This window comes from Brevibacillus reuszeri (assembly GCF_001187725.1).
Classification (GTDB): domain Bacteria; phylum Bacillota; class Bacilli; order Brevibacillales; family Brevibacillaceae; genus Brevibacillus; species Brevibacillus reuszeri.
Map to the genome: position 1 here is coordinate 783,950 of NZ_LGIQ01000009.1, position 26,464 is coordinate 810,413.

At 47.3% G+C, this 26,464-nt stretch carries 20 protein-coding genes; 2 read left to right on the top strand and 18 right to left on the bottom strand.

Annotated features, from left to right (window positions below; all coding sequences use genetic code 11):
* Nucleotides 1–25: 25 nt before the first annotated feature.
* The 6 genes from ADS79_RS18090 to ADS79_RS18115 all read right to left on the bottom strand — a co-directional run bounded on the left by ADS79_RS18090 (nucleotide 26) and on the right by ADS79_RS18115 (nucleotide 9,081).
* Nucleotides 26–1,738 (bottom strand): gamma-glutamyltransferase, encoded by a 1,713-nt coding sequence (locus ADS79_RS18090; RefSeq protein WP_049739795.1) that lies wholly within the window; start codon nucleotides 1,736–1,738, stop codon nucleotides 26–28.
* A 27-nt stretch (nucleotides 1,739–1,765) separates the two neighbouring features.
* A complete protein-coding gene (locus tag ADS79_RS18095) occupies nucleotides 1,766–2,800 on the bottom strand; it encodes an ornithine cyclodeaminase family protein (protein WP_049739796.1) in 1,035 nt (344 codons plus the stop codon).
* A gap of 197 nt (nucleotides 2,801–2,997) precedes the next feature.
* Nucleotides 2,998–3,630 (bottom strand): response regulator, encoded by a 633-nt coding sequence (locus ADS79_RS18100; RefSeq protein WP_049739797.1) that lies wholly within the window; start codon nucleotides 3,628–3,630, stop codon nucleotides 2,998–3,000.
* A 27-nt stretch (nucleotides 3,631–3,657) separates the two neighbouring features.
* A complete protein-coding gene (locus ADS79_RS18105; protein ID WP_049739798.1) occupies nucleotides 3,658–5,295 on the bottom strand; it encodes a GAF domain-containing sensor histidine kinase in 1,638 nt (545 codons plus the stop codon).
* Nucleotides 5,296–5,462: 167 nt separating this feature from the next.
* Entirely contained in the window at nucleotides 5,463–6,248 is a 786-nt protein-coding gene (locus ADS79_RS18110; RefSeq protein ID WP_049739799.1) for an SDR family NAD(P)-dependent oxidoreductase, read from the bottom strand.
* A 79-nt stretch (nucleotides 6,249–6,327) separates the two neighbouring features.
* Nucleotides 6,328–9,081, bottom strand: coding sequence for an AfsR/SARP family transcriptional regulator (locus ADS79_RS18115; RefSeq protein WP_084765986.1), 2,754 nt, complete (start codon nucleotides 9,079–9,081; stop codon nucleotides 6,328–6,330).
* A 180-nt stretch (nucleotides 9,082–9,261) separates the two neighbouring features.
* Between ADS79_RS18115 and ADS79_RS18120 the strand changes: the two genes are divergently transcribed.
* Nucleotides 9,262–9,786, top strand: a complete 525-nt coding sequence (locus ADS79_RS18120) for a 2,4'-dihydroxyacetophenone dioxygenase family protein (RefSeq protein ID WP_049739801.1) — start codon at nucleotides 9,262–9,264, stop codon at nucleotides 9,784–9,786.
* A gap of 94 nt (nucleotides 9,787–9,880) precedes the next feature.
* Here ADS79_RS18120 and ADS79_RS18125 read toward each other — a convergent pair whose 3' ends face one another.
* The gene (locus tag ADS79_RS18125; protein WP_049739802.1) at nucleotides 9,881–10,933 is read right to left on the bottom strand and encodes a zinc-dependent alcohol dehydrogenase family protein; all 1,053 of its coding nucleotides are present in this window, start codon (nucleotides 10,931–10,933) and stop codon (nucleotides 9,881–9,883) included.
* A 35-nt stretch (nucleotides 10,934–10,968) separates the two neighbouring features.
* Nucleotides 10,969–12,471: an aldehyde dehydrogenase family protein gene (locus ADS79_RS18130; protein ID WP_049739803.1), complete on the bottom strand. Its 1,503-nt coding sequence runs from the start codon at nucleotides 12,469–12,471 to the stop codon at nucleotides 10,969–10,971.
* Between the two features lie 208 nt (nucleotides 12,472–12,679).
* On the opposite strand from ADS79_RS18130, the gene ADS79_RS18135 reads away from it, so the two are divergent.
* On the top strand, nucleotides 12,680–14,536 hold the full coding sequence (locus ADS79_RS18135) for a sigma-54-dependent Fis family transcriptional regulator (RefSeq protein WP_409362405.1): 1,857 nt from the start codon (nucleotides 12,680–12,682) through the stop codon (nucleotides 14,534–14,536).
* Here ADS79_RS18135 and ADS79_RS18140 read toward each other — a convergent pair.
* From ADS79_RS18140 to ADS79_RS18185, 10 genes are all read right to left on the bottom strand, one after another.
* Nucleotides 14,529–14,906, bottom strand: coding sequence for an acyl-CoA thioesterase (locus ADS79_RS18140; RefSeq protein WP_049739805.1), 378 nt, complete (start codon nucleotides 14,904–14,906; stop codon nucleotides 14,529–14,531). The genes ADS79_RS18135 and ADS79_RS18140 overlap by 8 nt on opposite strands.
* 86 nt (nucleotides 14,907–14,992) lie before the next feature.
* Entirely contained in the window at nucleotides 14,993–16,822 is a 1,830-nt protein-coding gene (locus ADS79_RS18145; RefSeq protein WP_049739806.1) for a UbiD family decarboxylase, read from the bottom strand.
* 132 nt (nucleotides 16,823–16,954) lie between these two features.
* Nucleotides 16,955–17,647, bottom strand: coding sequence for a YjjG family noncanonical pyrimidine nucleotidase (locus ADS79_RS18150; protein ID WP_049739807.1), 693 nt, complete (start codon nucleotides 17,645–17,647; stop codon nucleotides 16,955–16,957).
* A gap of 234 nt (nucleotides 17,648–17,881) precedes the next feature.
* Complete coding sequence (locus tag ADS79_RS18155; RefSeq protein ID WP_049741052.1) at nucleotides 17,882–18,598, bottom strand: aspartate/glutamate racemase family protein; 717 nt, start codon at nucleotides 18,596–18,598, stop codon at nucleotides 17,882–17,884.
* A 77-nt stretch (nucleotides 18,599–18,675) separates the two neighbouring features.
* On the bottom strand, nucleotides 18,676–19,404 hold the full coding sequence (locus ADS79_RS18160) for an aspartate/glutamate racemase family protein (protein WP_049739808.1): 729 nt from the start codon (nucleotides 19,402–19,404) through the stop codon (nucleotides 18,676–18,678).
* A gap of 98 nt (nucleotides 19,405–19,502) precedes the next feature.
* On the bottom strand, nucleotides 19,503–21,095 hold the full coding sequence (locus ADS79_RS18165) for a hydantoinase/oxoprolinase family protein (protein WP_049739809.1): 1,593 nt from the start codon (nucleotides 21,093–21,095) through the stop codon (nucleotides 19,503–19,505).
* Nucleotides 21,092–22,189: a DUF917 domain-containing protein gene (locus ADS79_RS18170; RefSeq protein WP_049739810.1), complete on the bottom strand. Its 1,098-nt coding sequence runs from the start codon at nucleotides 22,187–22,189 to the stop codon at nucleotides 21,092–21,094. The genes ADS79_RS18165 and ADS79_RS18170 overlap by 4 nt, the downstream gene beginning before the upstream one ends.
* A gap of 27 nt (nucleotides 22,190–22,216) precedes the next feature.
* Nucleotides 22,217–23,542, bottom strand: coding sequence for a cytosine permease (locus tag ADS79_RS18175; protein ID WP_049739811.1), 1,326 nt, complete (start codon nucleotides 23,540–23,542; stop codon nucleotides 22,217–22,219).
* 410 nt (nucleotides 23,543–23,952) lie between these two features.
* Nucleotides 23,953–25,344 (bottom strand): hydantoinase/oxoprolinase N-terminal domain-containing protein, encoded by a 1,392-nt coding sequence (locus ADS79_RS18180; protein ID WP_049739812.1) that lies wholly within the window; start codon nucleotides 25,342–25,344, stop codon nucleotides 23,953–23,955.
* Nucleotides 25,325–26,464, bottom strand: coding sequence for a DUF917 domain-containing protein (locus tag ADS79_RS18185; protein ID WP_049739813.1), 1,140 nt, complete (start codon nucleotides 26,462–26,464; stop codon nucleotides 25,325–25,327). The genes ADS79_RS18180 and ADS79_RS18185 overlap by 20 nt, the downstream gene beginning before the upstream one ends.

Below are 26,464 nucleotides of genomic sequence, written 5' to 3' on the forward strand. Positions count from 1 at the left end.
TCCTGTATCCTCTTCCTTCAAAAATTTATCGAAGCCCATCCGCAACACCGCATCGTCTCGGGTCAGCGATGGTACACAGCTCGTCAGATTCCTGATCGCGATAGCAAATCTGGAAGGAGCCCATGTGATAATCCCAAATCCCGGAAACCTTCATCCGTATTCCAAGTGCCAATAACTCATGCTGTACATCTTCGGGTATTCGGTCTTCGATTACAATCGTCCCGCCATCCTGCAGGGCAAGCATGCGCGGAGCACGAATCGCTTCATATGGTTCCATACCAAAAAACAGAATGTTGCACAGGACTTGGGGAACGGTAACATGGACATTGCCTGGCGATCCGAGCTGTAAGATCGGCTTGCCATTTTTTAGAACCATGGTATTTCCGATCACGGATCTCATTCTGGCACCCTTCGCCTGATAGTATTGCATCGAGCTGGCTTGGACATTGGGAATGGCGTGTGAGCCAACCATCGGAATTCCTTTGACGACTTGCCCAGGAATGCCGCCCGATTGGAGTGTATTCATCATTTGCACCCAGTTTCCCTCTGCATCCACAATACTCAGCTCGCAGCTGCCTGATGGTTGATCATGATGGCTGTTTTGCCTTGGAGTCGGAATTTTCCCACCAGTCATGCTGTCTATGAATGATGTTGATCCTCCGAATCCTGTTGTAAAAGTGGTATGACTCGTTAAGTTTACCTGCGGCTTCATACCTTTGATCAGGCTCGCCAGGGAGGCATGGAATCCTTGATCCAAAAATGCATCTTCCTTCACATGCAAAATGTGTGGATCGTGGCAATAGCCACACATGGTTTGCGCCATTTTCAAAGCGTGTCCCATGTAAAAGATATGCTCCGCAGAGTACGGCTTTACTTCCCTGATTCCCACTTTATCCAATATTCCGAGAACGAGTGCGATAAAGACCCCCTGCTGCTGTGGTGGGGCGAGTGAGACGATTTCATAATCGCCAACGGAGAAGCGAATCGGCTCCATCCATCTTGGCGGATTCTCAATCATATGCTCTTTGGTAATCATCCAGCCCAACTCGTTTGCCTTTTTGATAAACGCATCTGCCCACTCACCCGTAATCATATAACTCGGGCCTTCCTCCGCAACCTTCTTCAACGTTTGAGCCATTTCGCTTGGGCCAAATCTCTCACCTACACGCGGAAACCGGCCCTCTGGCATATAAAACGCTCGCCCCTCTGGAAAAAAGGTAATGAAGTCTTCTGCGAAAAGATTTACTTCGTGCTCAAAATGCGAAACATGGTGTCCTTTCTCAGCCCACCAGACAGCCTCCTCGCAGAGCACCTCCCATTCAAGCGTAGCGAATCGTTCATGAATAGCTTTTAATCCAGGCATAAACCCGGGAATAACCGATCTCGGCGGGATACCTGCATATGGCCCCATTCCTTGAGGAACAGGCATGTGAGGAGGCAAATCGGCAGGAAATGTACCCGTCGAATCTAGTTGATAGTACTTGTCTTCTTTTGCATGGTAGAACAGGAAGGTGACAGTGCCTGTGTGATTGGTCATGAAAGGTTCGATTGCCGCCTGCACCATGCACCCAGCAATTGCCGCATCTACTGCATTCCCGCCATCCCGCATGATCTTCAGCATCGTATGGGTTACGACAGCATTGTCTGAGCTAGCCGCAGCCCGAACGTTTTTCACGACTGGCTTTTCATCAGGAAGCCATTTCGGATCGGATAAATTGATTGTTCGAGGATCGATCATCAGAATCCAGTCCTTTCATTAGAAAATTTAGTTCGTTCTGTTCCACAAAGGCAATTTCAAACCAATTTCCAGCTCCAAAGCTTTGTCAAACACTTTTCTTGCGACGATCATATCCTCAACCGCCATCCCGACATTATTGGATACGATCAATTGATCTTTGCTGGTTCTGCCAGGATGAAGTCCAGCCGCAACCGCTCCTGTTTCGGCGTGAATCAGAGGTAGTCCCCACGGATAATAGCCGTACGTCTCCAGTAAACGGTGCTGTTCTTCGCTATCCACAGTGTAAACTTCCGCTCTTTTGTATACTTCGTCCTCATAGACTGAGTGGCAGTCGCATGCAATCAAGGTTTGTCCATTGGATATCCATTCGCTTTTTACCATCGGGTTGGGATGATGATGGATCGGAATCGCGGACGCAATGACTTCGCATGATTTGGCAACTTCCTCGTAGGAGGATGCCTTGATGATTTGGGCCTTGACATGTGGCTGGCAACGCTCGATTAAGTCGTCCATGGCTTTTTCAAAAACATCAAACACGTAAATCTTTTCAAGCTTGGTCAGGACATGTTCAATCATTTTGACATGGGCCTTGCCCTGTATCCCGCATCCATACATTCCGAAAGTGGTAGCATCCGGGTTTGCCAAGTACTTCGCAGCGACAAGTGATACAGCAGGCGTCCTTACTTCTGTGATCCATGTTGCATCGAGAAATGCGAGTGGAAGCCCTGATTCATAATCATTGTAAATGATTTGGCAATTTGTGGGGGTAAGATCAGGAAAACGTTCCCGATTTGTAGGAAAATTACTTCCCCATTTGATTCCGCACGCCATTTGATCCGGCAAGTAGGCTGGCATCGCATGCATCAAGGAATCCGGCTGTGGATGTAACCCGATTTTGGCTGGCATCTCTGCTTTTTTTGTACTGTAGGCTACCATCGCCTGTTCGGTCAGTTCTAATACTTCCTTCACTGAAATTCCGGTATCTATCACATCCTGCATGCTCAGATATAACAGTTCTTGGCCAATATTCAGCTTTGATTGAATTTGATCGCGGTAGTTCATTCAACAAACCTCCTCTTGTAATCGTTTCCAACTTTTCTCGGAACTCTCTATCCTAATCCGTCCCCGCGAGGATAGTTTTACTTTACGAAAAATGCCGCTTCCTTTCCTCCCCCTAAAGTGGTTCTCTTCTGCCCCAGGTGGGGATTTTTCGAAACAAAAAGAACCCCCAGACTGTTATTGCTGGCGGTTCTGATCACTCATAAGATAATTTGATTGCGGATCGCTTTGGCTACTGCATCCGTCCTGTTTTTGCTATCTAATTTCTTCATGATGGCTGTTACATATTCTTTTACCGTATCTGAGCCGATATATAGCTCGGTTGAAATTTCTTTGTTCGTTTTTCCCCTCGCCATTAGCTTCAGTACGTCCAATTCCCGATCAGTCAACATAGAGTCTCTATTCTGTTCTCCCTTGATGACTTGTAAAAATGCGCGCTGCATGAGATTGCCATCGATATACTTTTGTCCTCTGAGCACCTCTTCAATCCCGAAAAAGAGCTCAGACTTCTTGATCGTCTTCAGGACATAACCGTCCGCACCTGCCAGCATGGATTCCACCAGAAATTTTTCTTCAGTATATATGGTGAGGATCATGACTTTAATTTCAGGCGCTGTCGCTTTGATGCGCTTGGTTACTTCAATCCCGTCCATTTCAGGCATGTTCAAGTCGAGAATGACTACATCAGGCAGCTCCGCCAAGATTTTGTGCAGGGCTGCTTCTCCATCGGCAGCCTCCCCAATGACCTGAAAAGGTGATGTACTGAACAATAGCTGCAGGCCTTCTCGAACGATATTGTGGTCGTCTGCGATAAAAACCCTTGTTTTACCCAAGGCTAGCTCCCCCCTTATGCCGATTCTTCACAGAGTGATGACTATTTTTGTCCCCTTTCCAGGCCGGCTAAATATGGACAAGGCTCCTCCGATATCCCTTATCCTCGTTTCCATCCCCATGATTCCATATGCATCATTGTCTCTCAGCTGCTGGTATGGTTCAAATCCCACCCCATCATCCACAATTTGAATGCGCAGCTGCGACTGCTCGAAGTACATGGTGATTTGTGCCTCCGAGGCGAGTGAATGCTTCATCACGTTATTCATGCATTCTTGTATCACACGGTATAACTGAATCTCCACCTCTGGCTCGTACCGAATGGGCTGTCCTACAATCTCCAATCGTATTTCCATGATCTCTTGAAGCGAGCACGTTTTAACCAATTCATCCACAGCACCAACAAAACCAAATTTTTGAATCGCCAGCGGATGCAGGTCATGAATGATTTGTCTCAGCTCATTAATGTTGTCTTTGGTGATAGACAGCAGCTTATCGAGAATCGCTTTTACTTTATCTGGCGAATGCTCGATTTCATCACGACAATATTGCAAATGAAAGTAAAGCCCTGACAAGGATTGATTGATCGAGTCATGAATTTCGCCTGCAATTCGCTGGCGTTCTCTTTCCTGTGCAGCTGTTTGAAGGGCGCGAAGATTCGAGTTCCGTTCTCTGCTTTTTTCTACCTCTTGAAATAGATAGCTATTCGTCAAAGCAAGCGTGATGGTCTTCGTAATCCCTTCCATCACTTCTTGCTCTGCCGTTGACCAATCACCGTTTTGATTTTTCCCGATGATCAGAGCATGGTTGTTCACTCCATACGTAAAAACCATATATTCTGCCCGCTTGATTCCAAATCTCCCAAACAGTACGTCCAGCTTTTGGCGAGAAGGAAGCTTTTTATACGAATGGATCGTAAGCCCTTCTTTTTGCCACAAGCATTGTACCGAGGCATCACTTGCAAATTGGTATTCGTCGAACTTGTTAGAAGCTTTCATATGAATGATCGGAGTGTCATCCTGGCTCAGAAAAAGCACATCTGCTTTGAATACTTTGCTTAATTCAGACGTGAGCATCGGGATGAGAACATCTATGTGTAAACAGGAGGCAATTCGTTGATTGAGAGTGACTAGCTCACGCAGCTTTGTCGTAACATTTTCGACGGATTCAAACAGCTTTGCGTTTTCGCTGGCAACGCCAATTTGCAAGCCGATTGATTCGACTAATGAAATGTCTTCGGGAGAGAAATCACGATGCTCCTTTGTAAGCACATCTAAAACGCCAATCGTTTCCTTTCGTGCTTTGATCGGAACGGAGATAAGCGATTGAAAGCCCTCCAATTGAGGGCGCTGCTGAAGATGATGTGCCAAAATGTCGGTAATGACCGTTTTTCCGTTTTTCATGACCATTCCCCCGATAAAATCCGTCGGGAGTTTTTGTAGCTGCTTGCTTGATTCGGATTGGATGCCATAAGAATGTTGGGCGACAAAATAATCCCCGGGTGGCTCGAGAAAATAGACGAGCGCTGCATCAAAGTGGCAAATTTCAATACATTGCGTCACTGCTTTATATAAAACCTTGTCCAGACTAAGCGTTTCACTTAGCGCGATGGAAACTTTGCTGAGTGCATGAATAGATGATAGGTTTTTCGTGTGATCGCTGCTCATCTGAACCTCCAAGCATGCATGTTTGGTTAAAGAACAACAATTTGTGCTGATATCTTTTCTATTTCAGTGGTTCCGTTCCCTTCATTCGCATTCATAAAAAAAGACAGCTACCTCTCCGAACATGAATAATGCTCGAAACGGTAGACTGTCCTAAACGTAAATTTCTCTTATTGCAACATATCCAGCATAACCCGATCCATTTCATTCATCAGGTTAAATCCGCCATCAACGACGAGCGAAGCCCCTGTGACAAAGGATGCCGCTGGCTGAACCAGCATGGATACTGCCATGGCGATGTCTTCGGGATTGCCAATTCTTTTTGCCGGGGTGGCTGTCGCAAGCCTCTCTTCTGCCGAAGCTAGAAAGCCCTGAGTGAGTGCCGAGCGTATGACTCCCGGTTTAATCGCATTGACGGTAATCTGATAGCCAGCCAGCTCTTTTGCTGTAGCCTCAGTCAAACCGACCAATGCATATTTTACCGCTCCATAATGGGCAAAACCAGCCAGCGAGGTTTCCGCAGCCAGCGAAGACATGTTAACTACTCGGCCATAGTTTTGTTGGATCATCCTCTTGGCGGCTTCACGGAGACAGTAAAAGGAACCGTGCACGTGAATATTGAACATCTGCATCCATGCCTCGTCACTCATGTTTACAAGGAGTGACGGATGACCTGCAATTCCTGCGTTGTTGACCAGAATATCGACACGTCCACATTCTTGATCGACATGTGCAAAGAAATCTCTGACAGCGGAATGATCTGTTACATCCAAGCGAAAAGCAGTAGCCTGGTGTCCCTGTTGTCTGATTTCTTCCGAGACTTGACTCGCATGCTCCGCCTGGATATCCGTAACCCACACATGTGCTCCTTGGCTACTTAGCTGCTGACAGATTGCTTTGCCGATCCCGCTTCCTCCACCCGTTACAACCGCTACCTGACCTGTTAATGTACCCATTCTCTTCAGTCCCTTCAACAAGCGTATTGATAACGCTTTCAAAGGTACCGTTCGCTTCTTACCAGACGCTTACAAAATCTCACTTCTTTCTTACCGATTTTTGCACAGGTTCCGGAAAATCGTCTATCGACAGCGGAATCCCAAGCTCCTGCTCCATGTGTCTTTTTCCTTTGTCATACACATTCTTTGCTTTGAGTACGAGTTTTTCCTCCAGCAACCGAGCTGTATACTCGCGGTAAATATGTTCGCAATAAGGATCAACTGTCAGTAGCTTGTCATAGAAGTACATGCCCTGCTCAAATTGCCGACTCTCCCAAAAATACCTGGCTAACCGTTCTGCGAGGTGGAGATACATGGCACGCAGCTTTTCTCTTTCCATGGCTAAAAACGTCTGGAACGGAAAGTCTCTAGCAAAATCCCCCAGGTAACAGGCTTCCGCTTGTAACAGCTGATCAATCGGAAATGGAGTAGCGCTCGTCTCCCTCCCACCTGCGTCTTGTAAAAACACATCGGCATCCACATGAATGTGATCCATACACAGAAAATAGTTGTCACCCTGTTGCTTTACATACGTAGACTTTCGGCCGAACTCCAGCTCTGGCTCCAAACTTTTGCGCAAGATCGACAACGAGACATAAAACTTGTTCTGCGCTGCACTCCATTCATCCTCGGGAAACAATTCTTCCATGATGTAATCCTTTGTGAGCTTGCTGCCGCGATGCGTCAATAACAATAGAAATAAGTACAGACTGGATTTCCTCGCAATTTTGATATCCTCTTTCCCCCGCTTGATATGGAGCTCCCCCAATATTTGTATAAAAAGAGATGCGATAGGCATAAGAGCTTCAGGTTTTGCTGGGGAAATCGCGCTTTCCCTCCGTCCTAATTTTTGCAGCCAGTTCCCTATGATTTCATGCAAGTATGTATAAGAGAGAAAGAATTGCTGGGCTGCGCGCAGGCAATGCTCGGCCAAATCTAGCTGTTTGGTATGCAAATAGGTGATGCCCAGTTCCTTGCTTGCCCACCCCTTGTCTGTATCGATGTGGAAACGGGCAGCATGCTTTACTGCTTTTTGCCCCCACTCGATTGCCTGCACATAGTCTTGACGCAGTCTGTATAGCTTGCCCATCGAGCTATAGGGAAACGCCTTGGATGCTTCATCACATGATTCGGAGACCTCGATTGCTTGCAGGATAAATATTTCTGCGGACTCTGGCTCTTTTTGCTCTAGCAACACTTCTGCCAAATTCCATAAGCCATGCATCAGCACGTGGGGTGGTATCGCATGCTGCTCGGAGTATGCGAGCGATTGACGAGCATAACGGATGGCGTCATCGTGATACTCCTGCAAGCGATAGATTTGAGAGGCCATCGACAAATTCAATGCAACAAGGGCAAAGTCCTGGACTTGCTCTGCCACGGCCGCTGAGGAGTGAAAGAATTCCAGTGAACGCTTCAAGTCTCCTCGATAAAAAAGGATATTGGCCAATCGATGCTGAAGCTGAGCCGCTAACGTGCTGTTATGCTGATGCCGATCAATGCTTTCTTCGAGTGCCGGAATGAGTGTCTCCAGTACTTCAAGTGGAACACAGCGGAACAGGAAAAGGCTTGTCGTCGCAAGCGAATGCTCTGCGGCTACGGACTCCAATGCACCATCAACCACATGTAAAAACCAGTCCGGCCGATAGCGATTCACCATGATTCGCATGAGTCTGGCTGCCTCCGCATATTCGTTTCCCCACGTGTAATGAACAAATGCTCGTAATAGGAGATGGTTGCTTTCATAGATTTCGCCAAGCCTGGCATGCTTCTCATTGAGCTCTGCCTGGGAAAGCTCCCCTTTTACATGCAGGTACAAAAATGCTTTGAACAATTGATGATAGCGAAATAATCCCCGATGATCCTTATTCAAAAACAGATGATGTGCTTGAAGGTGATCCAGCTTTTTTTGTGCGTCTGTGATGCCTAGCCAGCGATTGATGATGTTCGGGTCCAGTTCTTCGAGCAGACTCGTATGCAGGAGAAAACGCTGTAATTCTGGTGATTGCTGTCCCAGAACCTCCGTCACTAAATAGCTGTAGATGTCATCCGTAATGTCCATGTGTGTAATAAAATGCTTTCGCTGTCGATTGTTCAGGTTTTTAAGTACGTCCCACAGCAGCACGAGACTTGCTGCCCAGCCCTCTGTTCTTTGGAGAATGGACTGAATCTCCTCTCCTGTCATACACAGATCAAACAGTTCGCGGAAGAAGATTTCGATTTCGTCTCTCGTAAAAGCTAAATCCGGTGACGTGAGCTCAGCCAGCTGTTGACGCAATTTCAGTGGAATGAGCGGCAAATCGGGCTTCATCCGACCGTTCATGATAAAAGTGACATGTGGAGAGGCGGCTCGAAGCAAGTCTATCATTACCTGCCTGACTTCCTCGTTTTCTTTTAAATGATGATAATCATCCAAAATAATCAGAAGCCGCTCCTTCACCGATGCGAGCTGATCGCTCACTTCTTGCAAGAACGGGGCGAGATCATGGGATTGGACAGCTTTTTTCTCCTTCTCGATCTGACTATCAGCTACATATGGACGTAATCCCGCTTTCAAATACGATAAAAATACGAGTGGGTCACGATCGGATGCTTCCAGACGATACCAGACAGCGGAAACCTTTTTCGCTTGAACATAGCTTGAAACGAGTGTTGTTTTGCCATAGCCCCCTTCGCTCGTGATCGAAATGACTTTTTTATGCAAATTCTGATCAAGGAAATGGAACAGCCTCTCTCGAGTTAAACATTTTCTCATCTCAGGGGGACTCAGCTTGGATTCGAAAATCTTCATCATAGACCGCTCCTTCCACCGAATCAAATTGTTTGATATTACAGAAAATTATAACGTTTTTGTCTGAAGAAAAGAAGATGGGGAAAAGGTGAAGAAATCCGTTTCGTTTTGTAAGACTCTTGTAAGATCGCCAAAGTACGATGACATCGTGCTTTTGAAAACGATTACAGGAGGGCGATTCACATGGCAATCAATCCAAATGAAACAAAAGCGATCAATCCTTTGTACTGGATGAAAAATCCAGGACTGACCCCGAAAGGTGACCGGCGCGATTTCATCAATCCGGATTGGATTCCCTGGACAAATTGGCTCATGCCAGGAACGTATTTCAAGCTGTTTTTCTGTGATCTCGTCTCCGGAAATTTCACGATGCTGCTAAAAGTCGATCCGGGTATTAAAGCAGCTGTTCACTGGCATTTGCATAACACAGAAGCTTTCATCGTCGAGGGCGGGTTCTATTACGACGAGGGAGACGACAAGGGATATGCAGGCTACTATACCTGTGAATCCGCCGGGGCGATTCATGAGCCTTTCGTGTCTCCAGAAGGAGCGGTCATGCTAGCGATCTCTCATGGACCGATCGGTGGCTACGATGACGATGGACAGCTGGTGGTCATGGCAGACGCACGCCTGCATTACCTCATGGCACGTGATAACGGCGCGGTAGAACACACCACGCTGGTAGATTACACGCACGGCTCTCTGTAAAGAAGGAAAGGCTTTCTCCTCCGTTTTTCGCGAGAGAGAAAGCCTTTTTTACGCGGAAAAAGCCGACAGCTGGGCCGGCCATCCCTTCCTGTTTTTATCTGAATTTCGTAATGACGTTGAAGCCATAGGTTTGGAACGTGGTCATGTCATCCAATATTCCCGATACATCGTCCAAAGCGACCTGTTTGGTCACGAGCGATGCAGGGTTCAATTTACCTTGGGCAATCAGAGTAAGCAGCCCATCATAAGCAGAATGCGGATTTCCGATGCTGCCAACGATCTCCAGCTCCATCGCTGTAATGGCATCGATAGGCAGATCAACCATTCCTCCCTCTTCTTTTGTTGTCAAACCGATTTGAACATGTCGACCGCCTTTACGCAGACTTAAAACGGAATTAAGAATCGTCTCGCGAATACCGAGGGCATCGATGGAAGCGTGTGCGCCTCCTTTTGTGATTTCCTTGATTGCTTCCACCACGTTTTCTTTTCGAGCGTTGATGACCGCAACTGCGCCTTCTTCTTTTGCTTTTACCAGCTTGGCGTCATCCACATCGACAGCGATGACCATTCCCCCTACAGCAGTCGCCACCTGAACGGCTGACAAACCGACTCCACCAGCACCATGTATCGCCAGCCAATTACCAGGCTGTACATTTCCCCGCAGTACACCGTGATAGCCAGTCATGTAACGGCAGCCAATCGCTGCAGCTGTCAGTGTATCCACTTCATCTGGCAAGCGAATCAGGTTAAAGTCTCCGTTTGGAACCTTCACATATTCGGCGTAGGCACCATCGTAGCTAAAACCAAAGATCGCCAGATTATCGCATCGGTTGGAATGACCGCTCAGGCAATTCGAGCAATACGAGCAACCCTCATGGAACGGCGTTGTTACTCGATCACCCGGACGGAAATTCTTCACGTCCTTGCCTACCTCTTCCACTACACCGCCCAATTCATGTCCCGGAATGATTGGCAATTGCGGGCTTAAGCCAATCCATGCCCAGTCCCCCATCCATGCATGCCAGTCACTGCGACATACTCCGCAAGCCTCCACCTTTACAATCACATCATTTGGTCCAGGGGTTGGGTCTGGTACCTCTCCAATACGAAGTGGCATTCTATGCTCCATAATTTGTGCTGCTCTCATTTATGCTCCTCCTTTCGTCATCCAAGCCTCTATGATTAATCCAGATTGATCCAAACCGCTTTTACCTGTGTATACAAATCTAATGCGTACGAGCCCATTTCCCGTCCGTATCCAGATTGCTTGTAGCCCCCAAAAGGAACGGCAGCGTCCAAGGCATTGTAGCAGTTTACCCAGACGGTTCCTGCCTCCAGCGCGTGTGCTACCCTATGCGCCTTTCGCAAATCCGTTGTCCACACACCTGCTGCAAGTCCATATTCTGTATCGTTCGCCCGGCGAATGACGTCAGCGATTTGTGCTTCGTCATCAAAAGGCATAGCTGCAACAACAGGTCCAAAAATCTCTTCCCGTGCAATCGTCATCCGATCATTGACGTCGGCAAAAATGGTCGGTGGGACAAAATATCCGGCGCGATCAAGCGGTGAACCACCTGTGAGTGCAGTAGCTCCCTCCTCGTTACCTTTTTGCAAATAACCAGAGACACGCTCAAACTGCTCACTTGATACGAGCGGCCCGATTTCGGAAGACTCATCCAGCCCTGGTCCCTGCTTCATCTTGGCAGCAAAGCTAGTCATATCCGCCAGCACATTGTCGTACACCTTTTTATGTACAAACAAGCGTGAGCCCGCGCAGCAAACCTGCCCCTGATTGAAGAAGATGCCCATCAAAGCGCCTGGAATTGCTTTAGAAAAATCTGCATCCGGGAAAATGATATTAGGTGATTTGCCACCCAGTTCAAGCGATACCTTTTTCAGATTGCCGGCTGCCTGCTGCATGATCAGCTTCCCAACCTCGGTCGATCCGGTAAATGCGACCTTGCGAATGCGCGGATGATTTGTAATCGCAGCCCCCGCCGTTGGTCCATACCCTGTGATGATATTGACCACACCTTCCGGGAAACCTGCCTGCTGAATCAGCTCAGCCAAGTAAATAGCCGATAGTGGTGTTTGCTCCGCGCTTTTCAGTATGACAACGTTACCTGTAGCAAGTGCAGCTCCCAGTTTCCATGCAGCTAGCAGCAGAGGGAAGTTCCAAGGAATGATCTGTCCGACGACACCAATCGGCTCATGGCGTGTGTATGTTAGCATATTTCTTCCTGCTGAGTTATTGATCACTTCTCCTGACAATTTCGTGGACCAGCCTGCAAAGTATCGGAAATGATCGATGGCAAGCGGTACATCTGCTGCACGAGCATGAGTCACTGGTTTACCGTTATCGATCGTCTCCAGTTGGGCTAATGCTTCGGCATGCTCTTCCATTAAATCTGCGAGCTTCCACAGCATTCGGCCACGCTCACTCGGGCTTACTTTTGCCCAGTCCCCATGAAACGCTCGCTCTGCTGCCTCTACTGCCCTGTCCACATCAGCAGCATCCGCTTCGTAAACGGTTGTAATCATTTCCCCGCTGGATGGGTCAATCGTTTCAAACGTTTTGCCAGAAAGCGATTCTACAAATTCCCCACCGATAAACAGCTTCTTCGGACCCTTCGCCAGGAAAGCCTCTACCCTGGGGTCCAATGCGATTTTTACCGTTTCTGCCATCCGATATCCTCCTCTACCTCATTCATGTGCGTTCGCAATTTGATAGAAGCATGTTTTGTGCCAAGCATAAAACGCTTACAAACCGCCAATCTTGCTTACATCCATTGGTTCAAAATGAAACAGTTGCTCCATTACACGTGATACAATTGATAGAATCTATGAAAGTTGTGGTACAATATTTTTAGAATTTTCCATTTTTTGACGAGGGGTGAAAACCTTGCTGGAGCCCACAAGTGTTTTTCTGCAAAAATCATGGGAACGCAGTCGAATGAATGGAGTAAATGCTTTAACCGCAAAAGATGCCATCCTGGAGCACTCTCAATTCAAGCAGTACCGCGAACAAAAGGAAGAGTTCATGAGAGAGATCTCTCCCACTATGGAGCATTTGGCTTATTGGCTAAAGTCTTCCTACTCAATCGTGATTATCTGTGACACATCCGGATACATCTTGGAGAGCAAAGGAGACCCTTCGTTTTTAAAGGATACGGAAAAAATTCAAGTGCACCAAGGCGCTTGCTGGTCAGAGCAGGTTCGTGGCACTAATTCGGCTGGAACCGTCATCGTCGAAAAAAAGCCATTGGCAGTCGTCGGAAAAGAGCATTACTTAGAAGCGAATCACATGCTGTACTGCGCTGCCTCCCCTATTTTTGACCCTTATGGTGAATTGCTCGCTGTCCTTGACTTCAGCGGACTTTCCGAAAAATATCATCCTTCTATGCTGGGAATGGTAGATGCGATGGCTCGCAAGATCGAGGACTGGCTGCTCATTCACCGTCCAGAGCGTCAAGTAGTGCTTTCACTTTCCCCACAGCTGCACGGTGCACATCGGGCGCTTGTTGCCGTCAATTCGGATGGCGTCGTAATCGGTGGCAATCGTGAAGCACAGATGCTGCTCCATCTGGACAAGCATGTACTCGGAACCACATTACTATCTGAGCTTTTGACTGATATAGAGCCTTTGCTGCACAGGCCAACCGGTGCGGTGAGGTCGGATACGCTCGTTTTGCGCAACATAGAATCCGAGGAAAGCAAATGGCATGCTTCGGTTTTGCTTGATACTCGCCCACCTCAGACAGCCTGGAGTGCTGGATCGAAGGTAAAACAGAAGCCAATACGAGGGAACGCCTCTGCTCTTTATTCTTTTCATGACATATACGGCAACGACGAACCATTTTTGACGGCAATCCGTCTCGCCAAACGGGCTGCCATAACGGATTACACGATTATGCTTTCAGGGGAAAGTGGAACGGGAAAAGATATCGTCAGTCAAGCAGTTCACCTGGCAAGTCCGAGAGCGAATAAGCCTTTTGTAGCGATTAACTGCGGGGCAATCCCGAAAAGTTTGCTGGAGAGTGAATTGTTTGGTTATGAGGCAGGAGCATTTACCGGGGCAAAGCAGTCAGGTCAGCCTGGGAAAATCGAACAAGCGCATCAAGGTACTCTGTTTCTCGATGAAATCGCAGAAATGCCGCTGGAGATGCAGGTCGCTCTCTTACGTGTGCTTCAAGATTTTACTGTCACTCGTATTGGTGGAACCAGACCTACTCATGTAGATGTTCGGATCATCACGGCGACCCATACGGATTTGTGGAAAAAAGTGCAGGAGGGAAGTTTTCGTGCCGATCTTTTTTACCGGTTGCAAGGCGTGCATATCATCCTCCCCCCACTCCGGGAGCGCGCAGATCGTCTTCAGCTTGCACGATTGCTGCTAGCTGGTATTGAAACGGAATTAAACCAGGGACCTCTCTCGCTTTCAGCTGCAGCTGAGCAATTGATCGAGAATTATCCCTGGCCTGGCAATGTGCGGCAATTGTCTGCGGCACTGCGTGAAGCCGCTTTTCTATCCGAAAATGGGAGATTAGATATCAGCTGCTTTCCACCCTACATCCTGTCAAGCTACCATCAGCCACAGAAAGTGACGAGTGAGCTGGAGAAGCTCGAAAATGATGCTATCGTAGAAGTGTTGCTCAAGACGGGCGGAAATGTTTCGCAAACGGCACGACTGCTTGGGATTGGTCGCAGTACTGTTTATCGAAAAATCAAAAAATTATCGGGACCTATGTAGCTGTTAGCAGGTTTCGTAAAGCATCTGGAACGCGTATTTTTTGCCCTGTCTCCCGACAAATCGAGACGAACGTAACCTCCGCTTCCAAAACAGCCTCATCGTGTTGATTTTTAATCATTTGTTTAAGAACAAAGCTCGTATTTCCTACTTGGTGAACGATGGTGCTGATTCGCAGTCGATCACCCAAAAATGCCTCTTTTTTATAGTCCACGCGTAAATGAGCCACAAACGAAACAAAGCCTAAACGATTAAAATATTCATACCAAGTCTGCCGCGCTGCTTCAAGAAACTCCAAATACTTCACATTGTTTACATGACCACCGATCACTGCCTCCTCTTGGACGGTGAGCTCAAAATCGGAAAAAGTCATCGCAGTCCTTCCCTTCTTTTTTGGTAAATCAAAACAACGGTCCAGAAAGTAACCGTTGTTTTGATTTTGTGCAGTCAGCTAACCTGCTAGGATATTGCGCCCAGGCTAGCCCCTTTTACAAACAAACGCTCGATGTTTTTCTCGACTGTCGGATCGGGAATGAGCGGTGGCGCTTGATGAGGCTTGACACGGGCATCAATAATCACATTATCACACGCCCAATGCTTGTTCTCATAATAGCTGTTCAGACCATAAATATCATGGGACGGATTGCTTCGTGTAAAGGTCGCCCACAAGAAGTTGTGAATCGTTGCGCTCAAAAACGAGCTGTCATCGCAGAGAATAATCAATGGGCAGGAAGGAATCGGGCCTCTCGCCTGAATCGCATCAGCCAAGCCCTTCATTTCCTTTTGCACACTCGTATAATCCGTAAAGGCTGGCGCTTGCATGGCGACCACACCTGGCATGATCAAGCGAGCGTTTCCGTACTCACGCAATTCCTTCAGCTCATCTGGCACTTCTTTGCAAAGCTCTCGTTTCTGGTCTCCATAGGCTGCGAAAACAACCTTACTGCCGCTATTTAAACCCGTACCGGAATAGTCCAATGTATCAATGGTTGTATTCGTATAGAAATGAATGTCGCGGTGTAAATCGATTCGCTCCAGAATGTATGTCATGAAATCCACTTCATCATGAGTGGTGATTGGTCGGTCTTCTTCAGCCGTGATGAACAAATATTTCGCGAGACTGAGCTGACCCGTTCCCAAAATCCGGTTGGCGATCGTTAGCATCTCCGTCGGCTGTTTTACCTTTTGATAAGGAGTATAACGCTCACTTCCGATGGCAAACAGCAATGGATGGACACCTGCTGCATCTACAGCATGCACTTCTTTTACCCCTGGAATTTCTTGCTTGATCGCATCTCCAGTCAGCTCGTGAATCAGCTGGCCAAAGGAAGTATCTTCTTGCGGCGGACGACCAACCACTGTAAACGGCCAGATGGCATTTGGCTTCGCGTATACCTTTTTCACCTTCATCACTGGAAACGGATGTGTCAAGCTGTAGTACCCCAAATGATCGCCGAATGGTCCTTCTGGCTTCGTTTCTCCGGCATGAATTTCTCCTGTTATCACAAAGTCAGCATCATTACTGATACAATAGCCGTCTATATAGCTGTATTGAAAACGACGTCCCGACAGCAAGCCAGCAAACGTAATTTCACTCATTCCTTCTGGCAATGGCATAACTGCTGACAATGTATGTGCTGGAGGACCGCCTACAAAGCAGCTCACTTTCAACGGTTGCCCCAGCTTGTTTGCTTTGTCCTGATGAACGCCGATTCCCCGATGGATTTGATAGTGCAAGCCGATTTCTTTGTTCATCTCGTAGTCATTTCCGGTAAGCTGCACACGATACATTCCCAGATTGGAATTCATAATACCCGGCTTGTCCGGGTCTTCGGAATAAATCTGCGGCAAGGTGACAAAGGCCCCTCCATCCATCGGCCAGCTTTGGATCAAGGGCAAATCTGAGATGTTGATTTCTTGTGCCGCAACTGGTGTGCTAACAGACTTTTTGATCGGTAGAGCTTTCAATGCTGCAAAACCGCTCTCCATATTTTTAAAAGGATGCTTTAACGCCTTTACCGGATCATTGCGCAGGGCAATCACATTTTCAGCAGCTTGCCACGTGCTTCGGAATATAAATTTGCTGCGTTCAATCGTACCAAAAAGGTTGGACACGGCACGAAACTTCGAGCCTTTGACATTTTCAAAAAGCAAGGCAGGACCGCCCGCTTCATATACTTTTAAATGGATGGCGGCCATTTCCAGGTAAGGATCTACTTCCTCAGTAATCCGCACCAAATGTCCGTTTTTTTCCAAATCAATAATGCATTCTTCTAACGTACCATACATATTCAAATGGCTCCTATCGCTAGATTCACGTCGCTAGCCGTATTTCTTTCATCATACATGATCGACATAGCAAATACACGCCAGCGATGAATAACGCTATCAGGCTTATGGCATGCTTGCTTAGATTGGACCCTATTTTTCTCCTGCCACGATTGCTAGCAGCTCGCCAAGCTCATTAATCTCATAGGTTGGCAAAATGTCCGAATGGTTCTCCTTGTTCAACGGATTAAACCAGCATGTATCAATACCAAAACGATTACCCCCCTGAATATCGGAGGTCAACGAGTCACCAACCATCAGAACCTTTTTCTTGTCCGTCAGCCCCAGCTTGGAAAAGGCATATTCGAAAATTTCCCGATCAGGCTTTTTGAAGCCAACCTGTTCAGAAATAATCAGCTGTTCAAACGTATTGCACAGCGGGGAAGCTGCGATTCTCGCTGTTTGCACAGAGGTAAAACCATTCGTAATAATGACCAGCCGACAACCGGCGAGCTTGCTGCACAATTCTACTGCACCTGGAATGAGATGGACTTCTTTTCCCAGGTTCTCCAAATACGCTGTTCCAAAAGCATGGGCATCCATATCTGGCAGACTTGTCGCAAACAATCTTCTGAATCTCTCGACTCCCAGATCAGCGATTGTAATTCGTCCCTCTTCCAGATCTCTCCACAGCACTTTACTGATTTCTTTGTATGGTCCGCGATAATCGGACAGCCCATGAGGCAGACCAAATGCTGTAAAAGTGTTATGCAGCGCATTTTCTTCGGTAATCGAAAAGTCCATTAATGTATCGTCAACATCGAATAAGATCACGTCGTATTTCATAAAAACCTCCAAAAACATTGCTGATCAAGTTATTCCTGAATCGCTTTCTCTCTATCATATCAAAAACAATCACCTCACTAATACAAAAAAGCCCCGAAAAATGTATCTTTCGAGGCAATCTCTCACAAATAGCAGGTAGATTATCATTCATCCAATCGCTTTATTGCTGTGCTCACCCCTTATCGATGCAACGGACGAAAGCTGATTGTTTGGTTCGATTCACTTACCATCCCATTATTTGTATAGCTTTTGAGTAGGAGGCATGTATGTCAAGCGGCTTTGTTTTACGTTCATTGCGATCAGGCTTTCCAGCATTTTGGCTGATGCAAAGGATGGATCGATCACTGGCACGTCATACCCATGGTCTTTCAGCTTTTCATGCAGCGTGGTTGCAACACCCATCATTCCGGTGCAGCCCAAAACTAGTGCATGGGCTTTATCCTCTTGAATAGCTCGTACCATTTCCTCAAACAGAGAATCCTCCATTTTCTTTTTATCAACCAGCTCCAAAACAGGAATATTCACATATCTGACAGATGCCAGCTTGGAATGCAGTCCCAGCTTTTTGCTAATATTTTCAATCATGGGCACTACGTTTGGTAAAACCGTCACAACAGAGAATGACCGAGCGAGCAAGCTGGCATAGAGCATGGATGCCTCGCCCGCGCCGACAACCGGGATATTAACCACTTCACGTGCTGGCTTGACTCCGGGGTCGCCAAAGCACAAGCTAATGATTCCATCGCAGCCCTCTTTTTCCCCTTCGATGGCTTTCTCTAGCAGATTGGGGACGCATAATGCCTCATCGTATTCGCCTTCTACAGACGCAGGACCGTAATCGAGATTACGCACTTGGACCTCAACAGCATCCGAAACATAATGTTTGAACTCCTGGATCGCTTCTTCCACAAACACGTCTACCACAGTAGGTAAAATGACTCTGATTTTCAACTCCATTTCCCCCTTTTCCTCAAAAACGATGTCGTTTTGAAAAACTGGCGTCCCCTTGATTGCCTTCGAACCATTCCTTACCGCTCACGTTGCTTGTACATTTTTTTCGTCGGCGTCATATACGTCAAGCGACTTTGTTTGATGTTCATCGCGATCAGATTTTCCAAAAGCTTTGCTGCGGCAAAAGAAGGATCAATGACAGGAACCTCGTATCCCCGTTCTTTGAGCTTTTCCTGGAGTATAGAAGCTACTCCCATCATTCCTGTGCACCCTAGGATGAGTGCATGGGCTTTATCTTGTTCGATCGCCAGCACCATTTCTTCCAGCAGGGAGGTTTCCATCTTTTCCTTATCGACCAATTCCAGAACAGGGATGTTGACATAGCGGATGGAATTCAATTTCGAGTCCACACCGAGCATTTTGCTGACGTTTTCCACCATGGATACGACATTGGGTAAAACCGTCACGATCGAAAAAGATTTCGCCAAGAGCGTAGCATAGAGCATGGACGCTTCACCCGCACCGACAATCGGGATATTTAACACTTCGCGTGCAGGTTTTACTGCAGGATCAGCACCACATAAGCTAATCACGCCATCACAGCCATCTTTTTCTGCCTGAATCGCTTTTTCAAGCATGTTGGGAACACATAGTGCTTCGTCATACTCCCCCTCGACGGATGCAGGGCCATAGTCCAAATGGCAAACTTCAATTTCGGTCGTCTCTGGGAAATAGTTTCTGAATTCTTGTTTGACTTCTTCATTAAAAATGTCTACAACGATCGGCAATAAGACTCTGATTTTCATCCAAATTCCCTCTTTCAAAGTCATTTTGGTTCAGAAGCCCGCCTGTGCTGATCGATCCACTTGATGTCTATGCTTCTGTGTGAAAAGGACATCAACTATCAGGAATTGCTCACCTGTTCACGTGTGGATGCTGTACCCACGGATGCAAGTGTTCCGGCAGCTTTAACACGAATTCGCGTCGCATTGCCCAAATAGGCTAGTGGGATATCCTCAAACTCCACGATTTCAACAGTTGAAGGCTCTGCTCCTGCAGCGATGGCTTCTTCGATCGCAATGCCTTTTGCCACCTCCAAAGTTTGGTCACGTCCCATTTCATCAAGGGAAAAGACGCGATCAATTTGCCCGCTAATTTGCGAGATTGCAGCGCCGATAGCATTGGCCACACCAAAGTTTTCAGGTCGGATCATTTGGGATGCCCCTTTTAATTGCTCGGGGAACAAAATGCTGCCGCCACCAACCAGAATGACAGGGACTGGGTCTGCACTTGTTTTCATTTTGTCGATTGCTTCCTCAGCCATCTCGACGATTCTGTCATACACTTTTAGCAAAATGTCTGGATCCAGATGCGCTACCTTCTCGGCATCTCCCAAATCGCTTTTCCCTAATGCAATCAGAACATCTGTCGTCGTCAAGGTATCACCACCAAACGCCAGCCCTTTTTGCGGGAGCTGATAGCCAACGCTGTCAGGACCAACCGTGAAGCTTCCATCGTCCTGGATTCGGACGATCGTTCCTCCGCCGAGTCCGATGGAGATCAAGTCAGGCATTCGGAAGTTCGTACGAGCACCGCCAATTTCAACAGCGAGCGAAGATTCACGTGGAAAGGAGTTGACAAGTACACCGATATCTGTCGTCGTGCCGCCTACATCGACTACAAGGGCATTTGCCAGCCCAGACAAGTACGACGCTCCCCGAATACTGTTAGTTGGTCCGCAGCCAATCGTCAGAATCGGGTACTTCATGGCGTATTCGATGCTCATCAGTGTCCCGTCGTTTTGCCCAAAGAAGACTCTGGCGTCTACTTTTTCCGCTTTCAAGGCATTGATAAAGCCGGTAGCTGTGGTTTTTGCCACATTGACGATGGCAGCATTAAGAATCGTTGCATTTTCCCTCTCCAGAAGACCTACGCTGCCGATCTCATAGGAGAGAGAGACAGGGACATGCTCCCCCAGAACTTCTCGTAATATTTCGGCAGCCCGCAGCTCATGCTCTTTGGATACCGGTGAAAATACGGAAGCAACGGCAACCGAATCCACTTTGTCCTTGATCTCGTTTGCAATGCGATACAGCTGTGCTTCATCGAGCTTTGTGATTTCTCTTCCATCGAATTCATGTCCGCCCGAAATGATATATACATGCTTGCCGAGATGGGCTCTCAAGTCATCGGGAACACCGATTAACGGCTTAATGGCGAGAGTAGCTGGAGCACCAACGCGGATAACTGCGATCTGGTTCAAGTGCTTTCTCTCTACAATCGCATTCGTGCAATGCGTCGTTCCCAGCATCGCATAGGTGATTTGTTCGCGTGGAACACCTGATTGGGCAATTACTTCCCGCATCGCTTCGTATATTCCTGTGCTTACATCCTGAGTAGTCGAGGTCTTCGTTTTAGCCAGCACACGATAGTCTTTATCCAATAAAACCGCATCTGTATGTGTGCCGCCTACATCAATCCCGATTCGATAGCTCATTTTACAACGCTCCCTTTCTCTACCAATTCTTCTACAGGGGTGTAATCCACGTCATAGCGGAAGTAACGAGGTCCCACCGTCTCGATTCCTTTCGGCGTCCGCCATTTTGGATGGCACGGCATCCCGATCACAACGACGCGAGCACCATACCGCAGTCCTTCCGTAGTAATCGGCAAGCCTGTCTCCGAGTCCACCACTGCGATCAAATCGGGCGTCACACATAGGAGACGGTCCTGCGTTCGGGCAAGCAAATGCTCGTTTTGGAAGCTCAGCTCGAGATTCTCGCCTTTGTATTGCAGAAGTCCCTCTATTTTGGTTGTACCGCGTGCCCAGCCTCCTTCTGTCTTGCGATTCACGTCCATTACTTTTCCAATAAACAATTCGAAGCCACTCGTCAGCTTCAAAATTTCTTTGACAGGATCGACATTCGCTTCTTTTGCCATGCGGATCGCACGACCGATTTCTTCTTCCAATTTCAAGATGTTGTGAATGCCGCTTTCCTTGAGGTTTTTCCCTGTCATCGGATAGATGGCGCAGGTTGCCGAGCCTCCCTTTTGCACGGTGACACTGCGGGCAATCCGCTCAGTCCAGGAGTTGTCGATGGTATCCATGATCGTTACGTTATTTTTTTCATCAGCAAGCACCATCGGGGTCGCTGAGATTCCATTGAGATAAAATGTAGTCATCTGCAGCTCGGGAAAAGCGCGCCCCATCCCATCCACATCCACAACCGGGAGTCCAAGTTGGGCTGCGAGAGCAAGTGGAAGCATCGAGTTGATTCCGCCTGCTTCAATTGGGTACGTAGCGAAGACTTCCTTTCCCATGTATTTCTCCAAGCCCTTGAAAGCCTTGGAAACCTCTTGTCCGCTTGGAATTTTTTCTATCAGAACGGTTGGTGCACCCATGCCGCCAGAGGCTACCACCAGCGCATCGTCTGGAATTTCATCGACAGACAATAGCGTGATCGGGCCAAATTCTTCGAACGCCTGGAGCGCCATCAGTTTTCCGATATACGGATCTCCTCCCCCACCTGTCCCTAATAAAGCGGCACCCACCGCAATATCTTCAATTTCTTGTTTTCCGAGTTGTCTCAACGTGTCCCTCTCCTTTGTTTCCAAGCTTTAGCCTGCCTGGTCCATTTTTACGCTTTTCCACCGCTGGTCCAGCGCTGCTCCAAATATTCGCATCCCGACATAATAAGAAACGCCAGCGACGATTAAGGAATTTAACGATGGAATCCCCCATTCAAACAGATAGCCAATAATGAAGCCAAGTGCCCAAGCTATTATCGATACTGGATTCCATGTTTCGCAAGATTCTGGCAATGCACCTTGCGCTCGGCTTTCATCTAATATTTGTCTGCTCCGTTTGAGAATGAAGTAATCCACCACCATGATGCCGCCAATAGGAGGTACCCATATTCCAAGAAAAATCAGAAAGTTTACAAACTGATCCAGAATCCCCAGCACAGAAAGCACGGTACCAATTACACCAACAATCAGCGTCAGGAGACCACGATTTACATGTTTGCCAAAAACACTATCCAGAATATTGGTAAAACCTAATGAGGCCGAATACAAATTGATATCATTGATCTTTACAGTGGCAAACACTACGGTCGCAGCTCCTAGCCAGCCTGAGGTCTGGAGTGCAATAGTTACGACATCGCTGCTATTCACAGCGTGTGCCATCAGAACAGCAATTAAATTGATTCCAATTTCGCCGATCACCACAGAAATCAAGGTTGACCACAAAACGTCCTTGCCATTCCGACAGTAGCGTGTCATATCTGGCGCAAGGATAGCTCCTACCATAAAGCTTCCGGCAACAATTGTAGCAGCTGTTCCAATCGTTAGGGCAGGTCCCGGGGCAGCAGAGGCAATTAACTCTTTCAGTGAATGACTTTCAAACACATGATAAATCCCATACGCAATTGCGAGTAGGAAGGCAGGCACAGCAATTTTCGCGGTCAGCCCTAGCCATTTAAAACCGAAGATGACAATAAAGGTTACAAACAAACCTGTTAATGTCGCTGCTAACGGAAATCCTAAAACCCCACCAACCGCATCATTCAAGCCATTGGCAAAAACGGAATTCTGTACACCAAACCATCCAATCGTCCCGACAGCAATCACAAAAGCAATCATGCTGGAGCCGTATTTCCCAAAACCGGTCCATCTGGAGAGCATGCTTGTAGAAAGTCCCTCGCGCATGCCGGCAATTCCTATGAAAAACGTAACGACCTCAAGTAGGATCACTCCCAAAAAGCTTGCGATCGCTGCATCCCAAAAGGTCATCCCAAATCCAAGTGAAGCGCCTAAAATAAATTGACTGAGTGATGTGAAAGCCCCAATCCGAATTACAAGTATTTCCCACATCGGTACTCTTGCCTCTTTTGGTACCCTGCTCAATGAGAAATCATCTGCCATCTTGGAATTACCAGCCATGATCTCCGCCCTCCTTTTTCATTATGGATAGAACTACCGTGTGATACTGTTCGCTCAGCTCCTTCCCTTGCCTAGATCAAAACCAAAAATTTGAATTGGAACATTTTTTATTATCTGACAATTACTTAGAGCAATTCTCATGCCAAGCTTTTTCAGGACGTTTTTGAGAGTAATGAAGCGAATTTGCTGTTTTTCTCAGAAAAAGTCGTTATTTTCGAGCAGCTTTGCAAACAGAATACGTAGATTATTCATTTCATAAGTAATTTTTCTCAATAAATCGCAATTTTTCTCTTTCTTTATCAAAATGAGAATAATCATTGATAAAAGCATGCAAAAAAAGACTGGGTCTAAAAGGATTGTTCATCCTTTCTAGAACCCAGCCAGGCTTTTGAATGCAGTGATCTCAGGTATCAAGCTGATCCCGCATGAATGTGAAGCGCACCAACAGCCTTTACCTTGATCCGTAATGCTTTCGTCGGCATATAGGATAAGGGAATCGTCTCAACCGTTTGAACGAACACGGTTTCTGGTATAGCTCCAGCATGGATGGCAGATTGCATCGCTTCTACTTTGGCCAGTTGGATCGTTTCTTCCCGATTCATGTCCTCCAGCCAGTAGATCCGGTCAACACTTCCACTGACTGGCGCAAAACATGTTCCGATCGCACTCGCATTTTCATAATGACTCGGATGGTGTACATCCGCCCACGGATATTTGAAAACGGCCGCAAGTGATGCACTTTCTTTCCCTACAAATACAATTGGCAGAGGCTCAAATCGGGGCTGATAACGTTGAATAGCGTGATAGACCGAATCTAACAGCTGATCATTCACATGTAGCTGACCTTCATAGCTCAGAGTGGTAATATCGGGCATTTGGAGATTTACCCCCATTCCCGCAATTTTTTGTTTTCGCCGTTTTTCCCTTGGAAAGCCCCCCTCGATAACGCCTACGCACACATCTGAATGATTAACGTCGACAACGACACAATCATTAAGCCCTGTGAGCAGTGAAGCACCGCGAAAGCTGTTTGACAGTCGCGATCCGAACGTACGAATCGGATGACGCAAGACCGAGTGGTAGGACAAAAGCGATCCATCGTTTTGGGTAAAGGATAGATTCGCATCGATACGAGATTGGTTCATAAGCTCTTCCAAGCCTTTGAGGGAATGTATAATGACCTTGGACAAGGCAGCATTGAGAATCGCCGAGTTTTCTCGTTCCAGAAAGCCTACACTGCCAAGCTCATGAGACATCGTTATCGGATAGTTCTCTCCTATCAGCTCTCGAATCCATTTGGCGACGAGCATTTCATGCGCTTGATTCACGGGAGAGAACGATCCTGTAATAGCAAATGCTTCAAATCCCAGGTGATAAATTGACCTCACATATTCTTCCACATCTTGTCTGGATGGCTCCAAGCAAGCTGGACTCCCATCAACCTCATGCCCACCTTGGACATGGAATGTAGCTGCTCCTATCGCTTGGTGGATGAGTGTGGGTCCCCCGTAAAGAGGAGGAATGGTGCTCTCTGCTTGTCCGATTCGAATGGAGCACACTTTGGCAAGCTGCCTTCCTTCCACCAGTGCATTCGCGAAGTAATCGGTGCCAACAATCACTTCACGTATCGGCTTGTCTGCTTGAGCCGTCTGCTGCAATATTTTTTCCAGAACAATGCCAATCCCGTTCAATAAGTTATCGGAGATGGTTGCTTCCTTGGCGATAGCATGGAGCTTCCCTTGGTGGTCCATGACTACTGCCGTTGTGTACACCTGGTCTACATCAATACCTAAACGGTACATGACTATCTCCATTCCCCTCTTCAGCGCATAAATGCTCGACAGGCGTATACGTGTTGGAAATGCCAAAATTCCATGGTCCGATGACATCCATCATTTTGGCGTGCCGCAAAATAATCGGGCAAGGAATCGCGATGACCCACACATTCATATGCGTTTCCAATTCCTCAATCAAGATGGGTAGACCATTATCGGCATCAAGCACACAAATCAGATCGGGCACCATCCCCAAGATCCGTTCCCCTTTTTTCGCCAGCAAATACTCACTTTGAAATTGGACCTCGATTTGTTCACTGTGATAGAAACCTGTTCCTTCTACGAGCAGTTCTCCCCGTAAGAGACCATTTTGCAAGTAGCGCTCCAGTTCTACCACTTTGCCTTCGATCAGCTTGAAGGGCTGTCCATAAATCGAATTTTGCAGCTCCCTGTGCAAATTGGTAAATACGCGATGGACGTCTGCTCCAGCACGCAGCACTGCTTCGCCAATTCGATGTGATAATAAGAAGGTATGGGGAATCCCTACCTCTTGCAGCCTTTTTGCTTTCATCGGAAAGCTCGCCGTTGCTACTGAGCCACCCATTTTCGTCATCGCTACCCGTCCGACTTTTTCAATCTCAAAATTCGAAGGGCTAATCATTTTCTCTGATTCTCCATTATTGGCACAAAGGACTAACGGACTCGCCTGCGCTCCAAATGCATGGTATGTCGTCATCTGGAGCTCAGGAAAAGCGCGCCCCATGCCATCGCAATCCACTAGGGGAAGCTTTGTCAGTGCTGCAGTCAGGACGGGAGGCAGGGCATTGATTCCGCCAATTTCAAGTGCAGTGATGGCTTGGGCAACGCACCGCTCCTCTTTTTCCATCTCTCTCAAAGCCGTGATCATTTCCTGCCCTGACATCATTTTTTCATAGTGAATCGCAGGCGAGCCCATTAAGGCAATCGTCACTACCCAATCCTCGTCACGAAGTTCGAATGGAGATACGAGCTGCACAGGGCCAAATTCTTTAATCGCTTGCTTTGCCATGATTTGCAATAAAGCTGAGTCCCCGGCACCGCCTGATCCCAAAAACATGGCACCACAAGCCAAGGAATCGACAAAGCGCTCATCGATGCTTTTCGGCAT